Source organism: Aeromicrobium sp. WCS2018Hpa-31 (assembly GCF_031843905.1).
GTDB lineage: Bacteria > Actinomycetota > Actinomycetes > Propionibacteriales > Nocardioidaceae > Aeromicrobium.
In genome coordinates, this window is the sequence record NZ_JAVTJF010000001.1 from 40,070 (window position 1) to 52,311 (window position 12,242).

The following is a 12,242-nucleotide window of genomic DNA, read 5'->3' on the forward strand; positions in this document are numbered from 1 at the left end:
GTGGATCCCCGTCTCAGCTTCGTGACCCTGGCCGTGCCGGACCTCGACGCGGTGCGCCGCTTCTACGTCGACGGCCTCGGCTGGCCCGTCGAGCTGGAGGCGGACGGCGAGGTGATCATGATCCGCGTGGCCGACAAGGTCGTGCTGTCGCTGTGGTCCGAGGCCGGCTTCGAGGCCGAGGTCGGCCCGATACGTCGCGGCGAGGGCGTCGCACCGATCACGCTGGCGCACAACGTCGGCACGCCCGAGGAGGTCGACGCCGTGCTGGCGGCCGCCCGCGAGGCCGGTGCCGTGCACGTGGCGGCGGGGGAGCACCGCGAGTGGGGCGGGTACTCGGGCTACTTCGCCGATCCCGCCGGCTTCCGCTGGGAGGTCGCGCACAACCCGGGACCGATCGGGCAGGCCGTGCTCTGAACCGAGTCCTGCTCGGTACGCGCTGCTCGGTGCTCGGGCTCGGGCTCGCGCGTCACGGGGCCCGGAAGACCCCGTTCTCGGTGACGACCACGTCGACCGGCACGTCGTGGTCCTCGTGCGGCACCTCCGGCACCAGCTCGTCGGCGTGCACGAGCGCGACCAGGAGGGGGCGCCGCGTCCCGGACAACGACGCGAGCGCGCGGTCGTAGTACCCGGCGCCGCGCCCCAGACGACGTCCGTGGTGATCGGCGGCGAGGGCCGGAAGGACGACCACGTCGACCCCGTCGAGCGCCCCTTCGCCGACGGCAGGGCCCACCGGCTCGTCGATCCCGAGCCGTGACCTGCGGGTGGCCGCCGTCGGGTCGTGCTCGACCCAGGCGAGCGTCCCGTCGTCGTGGGTGACGGGCAGCAGGACGGTGATCCCACGCGCGACGAGCCCGTCGAGGAGGACCGCGGTCCCGGGCTCGTCGGCCATGGAGCGGTAGGCCGCCACGCGGCCGGCGCGGGCGATCGACGGCAGCGCCAGCAGGTGCGCGGCGAGCGCCTCCGCGACGACGGCCCGCTGGTCGGGGGTCCGACGACGGCGCGACTCCAGCAACGGGCGGCGCGCGGCGTGCTTCGCCTCTGCGATCGACCGGCCCATGTGACTAGCCTAGGCGGGTGGACGGACTGGAGCTGGCGCGCACGAAGATGAAACGGGCCGACGTGGCCGCACCGGCGATCGAGGTCTTCAGCGACTTCTACCGCCAGCTCGAGGGAGGGGCGACGGGGCTCGTGCGTGAAGCCGACGTCGACCCGCTCGTCGACGTGGACCGCGCCGCCGACGTCGAGTTCGACGAGCAGGCCCAGCACGACGCCGCCGCCGTCACGGCGGTGATCAAGCTCAACGGCGGGCTCGGCACGTCGATGGGCATGGACCGCGCCAAGACCCTCCTGCCCGTGCGGGCCGACCTCACCTTCCTCGACGTCATCGCCCGCCAGGTCCAGCAGGTGCGGCGCGACCACGACGTGTCCCTCCCGCTGCTGTTCATGCACAGCTTCCGGACCCGCGACGACTCCCTCGCGGCGCTCGCCGCGCACGAGAGGCTCGAGGTCGACGGGCTGCCGCTGGACTTCCTGCAGAACCGCGAGCCCAAGCTGCGCGCCGACGACCTCACCCCGGTCACCTGGGACGCGGACCCCTCGCTCGAGTGGTGCCCGCCCGGGCACGGCGACCTGTACACGGCGCTGCTGGTCTCCGGTGTCCTGGAGCGTCTGGTCGAAGCCGGGTACCGCTACGCCACGGTCTCCAACGCCGACAACCTCGGCGCCGCGCCCGACCCGGCGATGATGGCGTGGTTCGCGTCCACAGGCGCTCCGTACGCGGCCGAGGTGTGCCGGCGCACCCCTGCCGACGTCAAGGGCGGCCACCTCGTGGTCCGCCGGTCCGACGGCCGGCTGGTGCTGCGCGAGACGGCACAGACGGCCGACGAGGACGTCGAGCGGGCCGCCGACCTGACGGTGCACCCGTTCTTCCACACCAACAACCTCTGGTTCGACCTGCCGCGCCTGCTCGAGACGCTCCGCTCGAGCAACGGCGTGCTGGGGCTGCCGCTGATCCGCAACGAGAAGACCGTCGACCCGACCGATCCCACCTCGCCGAAGGTCGTGCAGATCGAGTCCGCGATGGGCGCGGCCGTGGAGGTCTTCGACGGGGCCACGGCCATCGAGGTCGACCGGTCGCGCTTCCTGCCCGTCAAGACCACCAACGACCTCATGCTGCTGCGCTCGGACGTGTACGGCCTCGGCGACGACGCCCGCCTCCGGGCCACGGTCGACCCGCGCCCGCTCGTGGACCTCGACCGCCGGTTCTTCACGACGATCGCCGACTTCGACGCCCGGGTGCCGCACGTCCCGTCGCTGTCGGGAGCGTCGTCGTTGACGGTGCGCGGCGACTGGCGGTTCGAGCGCGACGTGGTCGTGGTCGGTGACGCCCGGCTCGACGACGACGGCACGGCCCGCAGCGTTCCGGCGGGCACCCGGTTAGGCTGACGCGCATGTCGTCCGACGTGGGGAACGAGACCGGTCAGCAGACCGGCGACGCCGCTCCCGTCCGTGGACCCCGCCCTCGGGTGCGTCCGCAGAGTGTGCCCGACGGGTTCCTGACGGTCGAGGACCACCTCGAGCAGATCCTGCGCGGCATCGGACCGCTCGAGCCGTACGACCAGCCGGTGGTCGAGTCGCTCGGCCTGCCGCTGCACGCCGACGTGCGCGCCCCGATCTCCTTGCCGCGCTTCGACAACTCCGCGATGGACGGCTACGCCCTGCGTGCCGAGGACCTCGCCGAGGCCGGCACGGCCCAGCCGGTCGAGCTCCCCGTGGTGGGTGACATCCACGCCGGGACCGCTCGTCCGTTCGCCATCTCCCCGGGCACCGCGGTCAAGATCATGACCGGCGCCCCGGTGCCGCGTGGCGCCGACACCGTGGTCCCGTTCGAGGACACCGACCGCGGGAACGCCCGCGTGCGGTTCACGTCGGCCCCCCGCGTCGGCGCCAACGTGCGTCGTGCCGGTGACGACGTCCGCGAGGGCGACCTGGTGCTGCCGGCCGGCACTGTGGTCGGTCCGCGCGAGGCCGGACTCCTGGCGTCGCTGGGTCTCGGTCGTGTGGCCGCACGTCCCCGGCCCCGCGTGGTGGTGCTGTCCACGGGCAACGAGCTGCGCGAGCCGGGCTCCCACCTCGACTACGACTCGATCTTCGACGGCAACAGCTACATGCTGGCCGCGGCGGTGCGCGCGGCCGGCGCGATCGCCTACCGCGTCGGCGCCGTGGGCGACGACCCCCGCACGTTCCGTCGCACGCTGTCGGACCAGCTGGTGCGCGCCGACCTCGTGGTCACGAGCGGTGGCATCAGCGAGGGCGAGAAGGACGTCGTCAAGGAGACGCTCTCGGCGCTCGGCACCGTCTCGTTCCCCAAGGTCGCGATGCAGCCCGGCAAGCCGCAGGGCTTCGGCACGATCTTCGACGAGCAGACGCCGATCATCACGCTGCCCGGCAACCCGGTCTCGGCCTACGTGTCCTTCGAGGTGTTCGTGCTGCCCGCGATCCGCCGACTCATGGGCCTCACGCCGTACCGGCGGCCCATGGTGCACGCGGTGCTCACGCAGGACGTGGTGTCGTCCCCGGGGCGTCGCCAGTACGTGCGCGGCGTCTTCGAGGTCACGCACCGCGGGGCGAAGGTGACGCCGCTCGGCGGCCACGGGTCGCACCTGCTCGGGTCGCTGGCGCACGCCAACGCGCTCATCGTGGTGGGGGAGGACGAGACGGCGCTCAACCTGGGCGACACCGTGCGCACCCTCGTGCTCGACAGGCCGTTCTAGCGTGTCCGAGGCAGGACCCGGGCCGCGGGCGGACGATGGACGCGCGCAGCTCACGCACGTGGACGAGACGGGCGCTGCGCGCATGGTCGACGTCGGCGACAAGGACGTCACGCGGCGCACCGCGACCGCGGAGGGTCGCGTCGAGGTCTCTTCCGAGGTCGTCGCGCTGCTGCGCGGGGAGGGCGTGCCGAAGGGTGACGCGCTCGGCGTCGCGCGGGTCGCGGGCATCATGGCGGCCAAGCGGACCCCCGACCTCGTGCCGCTCTGCCACCCGTTAGCCATCAGCGGCGTCGACGTGTCCCTCGTCGTGGCCGACGACGCCGTCGAGATCAGCGCCAGCGTGCGCACGACCGACCGCACGGGCGTGGAGATGGAGGCGCTGACCGCCGTCACGGTCGCGGCCCTGACGGTCGTCGACATGGTGAAGGCCGTCGACAAGCACGCGCGCATCACCGACGTCGAGGTCGTGGCCAAGTCCGGCGGTCGCAGCGGCGACTGGAGCACGTCGTGACCTCGGTCCCCGAGCCTGTCGAGGGGCGCCGTGCCGCGGTCGTCGTCGCCTCCAACCGCGCGTCCGCCGGGGTCTACGAGGACCAGACGGGTCCGATGCTCGTGGAGGCGCTGCGCTCCTGGGGCTTCGACACCGACGACGCCGCCGTGGTACCCGACGGCGAGCCCGTGGCCGACGCGATCTCGGTCGCGCTGGCGGCCGGCGCCGCAGTGGTCCTCACCACCGGGGGCACCGGCATCAGCCCCACCGACCGGACCCCCGACGTCACCCGACCCCTGCTCGACCGCGAGCTCCCGGGTCTCGCGGAAGCCCTGAGGGCGGCCGGCGTCGCCAAGGGCGTCCCCACGGCCGTGCTGTCGCGCGGACTCGCCGGCGTGGCCGGCAACACGCTCGTCGTGAACCTGCCCGGGTCCCGTGGAGGCGTGAAGGACGCGATCGAGGTCCTGGCCCCCGTGGTCGGGCACGCGGTCGACCAGCTCGCGGGCGTCGACCACGGCGGTCCCGACCACCCGCAGGCCCACACGTGAGGGTCCGGACGTGAAGGGGTGGCCGGTCGAGCTGTCGCACGGCGACGTGGGCGTCCGGCCGCTCAAGCGGTCCGACGCGGGCGCGTGGGCACGGCTGAGGCGCGCCGACGTGGCGTGGCTGGCGCCGTGGGAGGCCACCCTCCCGCCCGGCGGAGGCTCGGCGCCGATGTCCTACCGGGCCATGATCGGCGCTCAGCGCCGTCGGGCCCGTCAGGGCAAGGCCATGCCGTTCGCCGTGACCTGGAAGGGCGAGATGGTCGGCCAGGTGACCGTCAACGGCATCGCGTGGGCGTCGGCGCGCTGGGGCAGCATCGGCTACTGGATCTCGCGGCGGCACGCGGGCCACGGCATCACGCCGGTGGCGGTGGCGCTCGTGGCCGACCACCTGCTCGACACCGTGGGTCTGCATCGCGTCGAGATCTCGGTGCGACCCGAGAACACCGCGAGCCTGCGGGTCGTGGAGAAGCTCGGGCTCGACGAGGTGGGGCTCGCCCGGGAGTACCTGCACATCGACGGCGCGTGGCGTGACCACCGGATCTTCCAGGCGCTGGCCGACGACCGCCCGGGGCGCCTCCTGGCCCGCGTGACGGGCACGGACGACGCCCGCGAGCCGGTCACCTGAGTCACACCCGTCACAATCTTCGCGCGACACACGGTGTGACCTGCGCCGATTCGTTCGGCGTCCGCCCTACCGTTGCGGCGTGGGTGCCAATGGACTGATCGTCGCGTTCGTCGTCGCTGTGTGGGCGGCGTACTTCGTGCCGCTCGTCCTGCGTCGGTACGACGAGGCCAGCTCCTCGGAGTCCCTCGAGTCACTGAGCCCCCTGAGTCGGGTCGTCTCCAGGCGGCGCGAGGCCGCACAGCCCGAGGAGGTCGATTCCGTGGACGAGATCGTCGACGAACCCGTCGTCCCGGCCGAGTCGGACCGGCCCGCCGCCCCGCAGCCTGCATCCTCGGCGCCGACGCGTCGGGCCGCGATCGTGGCCGCCCGTCGCCGCCGTCGCACGCTGCTGACCCTCCTCACGTCGCTGGTCCTCGTCGGCGGCCTGGCCGCCTTCTCGGTCGTCTCCCCGGTCTGGGTGGGTCTGCCCGCCCTGCTGGTCGTCGCCTGGCTCGTGGCCTGCCGCGTGCAGGTGCGCGCCGAGCGTGGCATCAGCAGCCCCCGCCGTGAGCGCGCCTCCCTCGCCTCGCGGCTGCCCTCCCTCAAGCGTGCAGCCCAGTCGGCGGCGTCCGACGTCGCCACGCGCTCGTCGCGTCGCGCCACCCCCGAGCGCACCGTCGACGACGAGCACACGATCGTGGTCTCCGGCCAGTTCGAGGACGTCGAGCCCGACCGCAAGCACGTCATGCAGCGCACGGAGCTCCCGGCCGACGCGCTGGAGGAGAAGCTGCAGATCGCGGTGCCGTCGGTGTCCACGTCGGGCACGCCGCTGTGGGACCCGCTCCCGGTCACGCTGCCCACCTACGTGACCAAGCCGCGGGTCGGACGCACGGTCCGCACGATCGACTTCGACGCTCCGGGCACCTGGACGTCGGGCCACGTCGAGGGCGAGGACGTCGAGCTGCCGGGTGGCCGGACGGCCGGCAAGACGGTCGCCGAGCAGCCGCGGCGGGCGTCCGGCCAGTAGGTCCCGGTGCTCGCCGGGTCGGTGCGGAAGCGCCCGGCCCTGGTGCTAACCTGGATCGTCCTGGGGCATTGGCGCAGTTGGTAGCGCGCTTCGTTCGCATCGAAGAGGTCAGGAGTTCGAATCTCCTATGCTCCACTCGTAGGACAGAAGGCCCCCATCACTCGTGATGGGGGCCTTCTGCGCGTGAGTCGGGGGCCTTCTGTCCTACGAATCGAGGCTAGGGATTCGGGGACGACCGAGCGCCAGCGAGGGAGGGAGTCTCCTATGCTCCACTCGGATGAGACAAGGCTCCCAGTCCTCGTGACGGGGACCCTGCTGCGTTCACGCGCCCGCGTCCGCCAGTGACTGCTGCGTCCGTGCGACGACGTGGTCGGCCCACCGCTGAGGATCCCCGGCCGCGACCCGTCGTGCGCGGCCTGCCGCCCCGCCGTCCGCCAGGAGCGCGTCGATGTGTGACCGGACCAGGGTGCGGTCGCCCGCCGCCCCGAGCGCGTCGTCGACGGCATCCAGCAGGGCCTCCACCGCCTCGGCAGCGGGGACGGTTGTCCCGTCGACAGGGTGGAGGAGCCGACCGGTCACCCCGTCGCGGTGCGCGAGCCAGCGCGCGGTCCGCAGGCGGGCGACGGACCAGCCTGGCGGGTCCGGGTGGTCCGCGACGGTCGTCACGAGGGCACGGACCAGACCAGCGAGGGCCACGGCGTCGTCCACGTCGAGCTGCACGTCCATCACCCGGACCTCCACGGTCGGGGTCGCCCGCCCGACCCGGGCGTCGAGGTAGACCATGCCGTCGTCGACCGCCACGCCCGACGCCACCGCGGCTTCCACCTCACGGCGGTAGGCCGCCAGGTCGCCGAACGGTTCCGTGGGCCCGGCGGTGGGCCAGCGGTCCCACTGTCGGGCGCGCCACGACGCGAAGCTGGTGTCGGTGCCTTCGCTGAAGGGGGAACCGGCCGACAACGCGGTCACGACGGGCAGCCACGGCCCGAGGCGGTCGATCACCCGGACCGCCTCCTCGTCGTCCTCGACGTCGACGTGCACGTGCATCCCGCAGACCGCGACCGCCGGGAACAGGTCACGGTGCCGGTCGGCCATCCACCGGTAGCGCTCGTGGGGCGTCACCTGCTGCGGGCGGCCCACCACGGGGGTGGGGGAGGGAAGCAGCACGGCACCCACGGCCTGCGCGTCCGCCGCAGCGCGCAGCCTGGCCTCGACGACGTGGGCGCGCAGGGTCGCGAGGTTCTGGGCGGGCTCGGTCGTCGTCTCGACCTGCTCCAGGAACAGCTCCTGCGTCACGTCCTGCGGGGCGTCGTCGCCCCGGTCGTCGTCGACCTCCTGCACGCCGTCGGACCGGGGTACCGGCCGGGCGGTGAGCGGGTCGACGAGGTACATCTCCTCCTCCACGCCGATGCTGCGGATCGTCATCCGTGCTGCTCCTCGTCAGGTCGTCGGGACCGGTCGGCGTGGGTGCTGGCCCGTCCACGATGCCGGACCCGTGCCCAGGCGGGGTACCCGCGCCGGCGGGGGTGAAGCGCCGGACGCACGATCGTCCCGTGTGTGCGTGCCGTCCGTGCGGGTCAGGCGTCGGGGTCGCCGTCGACCTCGACACCCTCGCGGTCCGCCCACTCCAGCAGCGGGGTGAGGTCGAAGACGGCATCGTCGATCCCGGCGTGCAGGTCGCCGAGCCGGGCGAAGCGGGGCGGCACGGTCTCGAGGGTGAAGTCGCGCGGATCGACGTCCGGCACCTCGTCCCAGGTGATCGGGGTCGAGACCCGCCCGTCAGGTACGCCGCGCACCGAGTACGCCGCGGCGATGGTGTGGTCGCGGGCGTTCTGGTTGTAGTCGATGAACACCTGCGACGGGTCGCGGTCCTTGCGCCACCAGGTCGTGGTGGCCTCGTCCGTGCGCCGCTCCACCTCCCGTGCGAAGGCCAGGGCCGCGCGCCGGACGTCGGTGAAGCCGTGCTCGGGCGGGATGCGGACGTACACGTGCAGACCGGACCCTCCCGACGTCTTGGGGAAGCCGACGGCGCCCAGCTCGTCGAGGACCTCGCGCGCCACGGCCGCGACACGCTGCACCGTGGCGAAGTCGCACGCGGGGCCGGGGTCCAGGTCGATCCGCCACTCGTCGGGCTTCTCGGGGTCGGCGCGGCGGCTGTTCCAGGGGTGGAACTCCACGGTGGACATCTGCACGGCCCACACCACCGCCGCGAGCTCGGTGACGCACAGCTCGTCCGCGGTCCGGTCGTAGCGCGGGAAGGTCAGACGCACCGTCTCCAGCCACGGCGGAGCACCCCTCGGCACGCGCTTCTGGTGCACCTTGTCGCCCGCGAGGCCCTTGGGGAAGCGGTGCAGCATGCACGGTCGCTCGGACAGCGCGTTGACGATGCCGTCGCCGACGGCGATGTAGTACTCGACGAGGTCGAGCTTGGTCCATCCTCGTTCGGGGAAGTAGACGCGGTCAGGGTTGGAGACGCGCACGAGCCGGTCGTCGACCTCGATCTCGACCGCGTCCGCCACGACCCCAGACTGTCATCGGCAGGAGCGGGGTGCCAGGCGAGGCGGGTGCGCCGACGCCGGCGCCGGCCCGCGCTCACCGGTGTGGCCAGCCGTCGGAGGGATCCGCGACGGGCTGCCGGTACTCGTCCGCCAGCCAGCGGATCGCCTCGGTGTGCGCATGGGCGTCGTCGGAGGCGACCGCCTCGCCCGCCAGGACGACGGACAGGTCGTGGGCGTACGCGCTGGCAGCCGTCATGGCCACGCAGGCCTGGGTCGAGACGCCGGCGACCACGAGGTGGTCGATGCCGTGTCCTCGCAGCAGCGCGGCCAGCCCGGTGCCGAGGAAGGCGTCGTCCCGTCGCTTGAGGACGGTGGTCATCTCCAGGTCCGCGAGCTCGGACACCCGGGACGCGCCCGGTGTCCCCGCCAGCGCGACCGGCTGCCCGTCCTCGCGCATGTTGAGGGCCCACGCCTCGGGGTCCTCGGGCAGCTCGGTCCGCACCTCGATGACCAGGGCGCCTGCAGCCTCGGCCAGGTCCACCCAGTGCCGCACCGCCCGCAAGAGCGCGGGCCTTCGCTCGCACATGCCCGGGGCGTCGAGGAAGTCCTCCTGCAGGTCGATGAGTACCAGCGCGCTGCGCCGCCCAGGGGCGTCGTTCGCGGAGGCGTCCAATGAGGCTGCCGTCGTCTCGTCCACGTCACCCTCGTACCCCGAGCAGCGTGACGCATGCCCGAGCGCGGTCCGGGTACTCGTCGTTCGACGGTGTCCGTCGACGAAGGAGCACGCATGACCGCCCGAAGCCTCTGGGAGATCGAGCGCCCCGGCCACGTCCCGCAGTCCCGACCCGCCCCGGGGTCGGTGTACGACGACGTGGTGCTGGGAGGAGGGGCCGTGGGCCTGTCCGTGGCCACCGAGCTGGCCCACCGCGGACGGCGGGTCGTGGTCGTCGAGGCTCGTCCCGTCATCGGCGGCGGGACGTCGGGACGCTCCACCGGCAAGCTGAGCCTGCTCCAGGGCACGCGGTTGTCGACGATCGAGCGTCACCACGGCACCAGCGCGGCCGCCGCGTACGTGCAGACCTGCCAGGAGGCTCTCGCGTGGATCGGGCAGGTGCTGGAGCGCTGGGACGTGCCGTTCCAGCGGAGGCCTGCCGTGAGCTGGGCCGCGCACGAGCGCGAGATCAAGGCCACGCGTGCCGAGGACGCGGCTGCGCGACGCGCCGGGCTGGCCACGCGCTGGCAACGCGCCGTCCCGGGCGGTCTTCCGGGGTACGGCGCCGTGGTGCTCGAGGACCAGCTGCAGGTCGACCCCCTGGCCTACACCGCCGCGCTGGCCCAGGAAGCCGTCGACGCCGGGGTCGACGTGCAGGTCGGCCGACGTGCCAGGTCGGTCGGAGGCGGGGAGCGGCCCGTCGTGACCCTGGACGACGGCACCGAGCTCGTCGCCGAGCAGGTGGTCGTCGCGACCGGTCTGCCCGTGCTCGACCGGAGCGCGGCGTTCGCCACGACGAAGCCGCACCGCTCCTACATCGTCGCGTTCGAGAGCGACCACGAGCTCGAGCCGATGGCGGTCTCCGTCGGCTCGCCGTCGTGGACGGTACGCGGTGCGACGGACGCCGACGGACGCCCGCTCGTCCTGGTCGGTGGGCACGGGCACGCGGTAGGTCGCTCCATGCCGGCCGGACGGCACGTGGAGGCACTGCGGGGCTGGGCCGGGGAGCACCTGGACGTCGGACCGGAGGTCGCGGCGTGGTCGGCGCAGGACTACCAGACACCCGACGAGGTGCCGATCGTCGGACGGACGCGCGGGTCGTCGCGGGTCCACGTGATCACCGGGTTCGGCGGATGGGGCCTGGTGGCGGGGGTGGGCGCGGCACGTCGTCTCGCCCGAGCGGTCGCAGAGGGGGACGAGGTTCCGGTGGTGCCTCCGCGCCGGCTCCTGGGTGTCCGCGCGGCAGCAGCGGTCCTCGGATGGAACTCCGAGGTCGGTGCCCACATGACGTCCGGCTGGCTGGGCGCCCTCGGGCGCGCTCCGGTCACACCCGGGGAGACGCAGGGTCTGGTCGCGCGAGGTCGACCGCCCGTCGCCACGTCCGTCGTGGACGGCTGCACCCGGTCGGTCTCCGCCGTGTGCCCGCACCTCGGCGGCATCGTCCGCTGGAACGACGTCGAGGGGTCGTGGGACTGCCCGCTCCACGGGTCACGCTTCGAGGCCGACGGTCGACTCATCGAGGGACCCGCCACGCGAGGTCTCGCCCCGGTCCGTCCGGACGCCGACGAGTCGACGACCTGAGCTCAGCGGGTGTCGTCGGGCGGGCTGTCCCGCTCCTGGAGGTCCCGCCGGTCCGCCGTCCTGGCCTTGAGGATCGTCACCACCCTCGAGAGACCCGCGGCGAAGATCGCGACGGGCAGCACGGCGTAGGCCCAGGGTCGGGGGAGCACGTCCCGGTCCACCAGCACGAGGACGACCACCACGGCGACCACCACGAGCGTGATCGCCGCGATCGTCCACCGCCACCAGCCCTCACCGGTCCCGCTGCCCCCACGCCGCGCAGGCGGGTTGTACCAAGGCCGCTTCATGCTGCCGCTCCAGTCGTCCTGCTCTCGCCCGTCGTCGCTCACACTGTCGTCGCTCACGGTCGCCTCCTCGTCGCGGTTCGTACGAGAGGTACCCGCAGCGGTCCCGGCCACGCGTCAGGCGGGTAGGGGACCGGGCCGGTCGGACGGCACGAGTCGTTCGACGGTCTCGGCCACGTAGGCGTCGAGCTCGGCGTCGTCGACGAGGCCGGGGAGGGTGAGCGCATCGACCACCAGCCAGTTGAGGGCTTGGTAGAGCAGACGCACGGTGACGGCGTCGCCCGGCATGTGCCACTGCTCGTGGGTGCTGATGTTGCTCAGCAGGTCGGCCCGTACGCGATCGGTCAGCACGTCTCGGACGCCTTCGCGCCGGGTGGCCTCGAGCCGAAGCTCGAGCAGGGCTAGGAAGCCGGTGCGGTAGTCCACGATCCGGCGCACGGTGTCGACCATGAGCCGGACCAGCAGGTCGCGGTCGCGGGGAGCATCGGCGGGCACCACCACCTGGCTCGCGCCGTCGAGGAGCCGCTCGTAGACGCGCTCCCCGGCCTGGGTGAGCAGGTCGTCGCGGTTGCGGAAGTAGTTCGACGCCGTCCCGGCCGGGGCGTCGGCGCCGGCGTCGACCGCTCGGAACGTCAGGCCACGTGCTCCCTCGGCAGCGAGTGTCTCGATCGCGGCGTCGAGGAGCGCAGCCCGTCGAGCCGGGTTGGATCGTGCCACGTGAGACCACTCCA

14 protein-coding genes and 1 tRNA gene are annotated in these 12,242 nt (G+C 73.2%); 9 read left to right on the forward strand and 6 right to left on the reverse strand.

Annotation, left to right across the window (positions count from 1 at the left end; all coding sequences use genetic code 11):
* Positions 1–414, forward strand: coding sequence for a VOC family protein (locus RQG84_RS00215; RefSeq protein WP_311208326.1), 414 nt, complete (start codon positions 1–3; stop codon positions 412–414).
* Positions 415–466: 52 nt separating this feature from the next.
* On the opposite strand, the gene RQG84_RS00220 is transcribed toward RQG84_RS00215, so the two are convergent.
* Complete coding sequence (locus RQG84_RS00220) at positions 467–1,057, reverse strand: 5-formyltetrahydrofolate cyclo-ligase (RefSeq protein ID WP_311208327.1); 591 nt, start codon at positions 1,055–1,057, stop codon at positions 467–469.
* 47 nt (positions 1,058–1,104) lie between these two features.
* Here RQG84_RS00220 and RQG84_RS00225 point away from each other — a divergent pair, with 47 nt between their 5' ends.
* The 7 genes from RQG84_RS00225 to RQG84_RS00255 all read left to right on the forward strand — a co-directional run bounded on the left by RQG84_RS00225 (position 1,105) and on the right by RQG84_RS00255 (position 6,574).
* Positions 1,105–2,445 (forward strand): UTP--glucose-1-phosphate uridylyltransferase, encoded by a 1,341-nt coding sequence (locus tag RQG84_RS00225; protein ID WP_311208608.1) that lies wholly within the window; start codon positions 1,105–1,107, stop codon positions 2,443–2,445.
* 5 nt (positions 2,446–2,450) lie between these two features.
* The gene (glp, locus tag RQG84_RS00230) at positions 2,451–3,773 is read left to right on the forward strand and encodes a gephyrin-like molybdotransferase Glp (protein WP_311208328.1); all 1,323 of its coding nucleotides are present in this window, start codon (positions 2,451–2,453) and stop codon (positions 3,771–3,773) included.
* Between the two features lie 82 nt (positions 3,774–3,855).
* Entirely contained in the window at positions 3,856–4,284 is a 429-nt protein-coding gene (gene moaC, locus RQG84_RS00235; RefSeq protein ID WP_396135206.1) for a cyclic pyranopterin monophosphate synthase MoaC, read from the forward strand.
* Positions 4,281–4,811, forward strand: a complete 531-nt coding sequence (locus tag RQG84_RS00240; protein WP_311208330.1) for a MogA/MoaB family molybdenum cofactor biosynthesis protein — start codon at positions 4,281–4,283, stop codon at positions 4,809–4,811. The genes moaC and RQG84_RS00240 overlap by 4 nt, the downstream gene beginning before the upstream one ends.
* Positions 4,812–4,821: 10 nt before the next feature.
* Positions 4,822–5,433: a GNAT family protein gene (locus RQG84_RS00245; protein WP_311208331.1), complete on the forward strand. Its 612-nt coding sequence runs from the start codon at positions 4,822–4,824 to the stop codon at positions 5,431–5,433.
* Positions 5,434–5,512: 79 nt separating this feature from the next.
* Positions 5,513–6,439 (forward strand): hypothetical protein, encoded by a 927-nt coding sequence (locus tag RQG84_RS00250; protein WP_311208332.1) that lies wholly within the window; start codon positions 5,513–5,515, stop codon positions 6,437–6,439.
* A gap of 62 nt (positions 6,440–6,501) precedes the next feature.
* A tRNA-Ala gene (locus RQG84_RS00255) sits at positions 6,502–6,574 on the forward strand.
* Between the two features lie 186 nt (positions 6,575–6,760).
* Here the strand turns inward: RQG84_RS00255 and RQG84_RS00260 are convergent.
* From RQG84_RS00260 to RQG84_RS00270, 3 genes are all read right to left on the reverse strand, one after another.
* Positions 6,761–7,861 (reverse strand): glutamate--cysteine ligase, encoded by a 1,101-nt coding sequence (locus RQG84_RS00260; protein WP_311208333.1) that lies wholly within the window; start codon positions 7,859–7,861, stop codon positions 6,761–6,763.
* A gap of 152 nt (positions 7,862–8,013) precedes the next feature.
* Positions 8,014–8,955, reverse strand: coding sequence for a non-homologous end-joining DNA ligase (gene ligD / locus RQG84_RS00265; RefSeq protein ID WP_311208334.1), 942 nt, complete (start codon positions 8,953–8,955; stop codon positions 8,014–8,016).
* Positions 8,956–9,028: 73 nt separating this feature from the next.
* A complete protein-coding gene (locus tag RQG84_RS00270) occupies positions 9,029–9,631 on the reverse strand; it encodes an isochorismatase family cysteine hydrolase (RefSeq protein ID WP_311208335.1) in 603 nt (200 codons plus the stop codon).
* 90 nt (positions 9,632–9,721) lie between these two features.
* Between RQG84_RS00270 and RQG84_RS00275 the strand changes: the two genes are divergently transcribed.
* Positions 9,722–11,227, forward strand: a complete 1,506-nt coding sequence (locus tag RQG84_RS00275; protein ID WP_311208336.1) for an FAD-dependent oxidoreductase — start codon at positions 9,722–9,724, stop codon at positions 11,225–11,227.
* Positions 11,228–11,229: 2 nt separating this feature from the next.
* Here RQG84_RS00275 and RQG84_RS00280 read toward each other — a convergent pair whose 3' ends face one another.
* Positions 11,230–11,571: a hypothetical protein gene (locus RQG84_RS00280; protein ID WP_311208337.1), complete on the reverse strand. Its 342-nt coding sequence runs from the start codon at positions 11,569–11,571 to the stop codon at positions 11,230–11,232.
* 57 nt (positions 11,572–11,628) lie between these two features.
* Positions 11,629–12,228: a TetR family transcriptional regulator gene (locus RQG84_RS00285; protein ID WP_311208338.1), complete on the reverse strand. Its 600-nt coding sequence runs from the start codon at positions 12,226–12,228 to the stop codon at positions 11,629–11,631.
* Between the last annotated feature and the right edge of the window lie 14 nt (positions 12,229–12,242).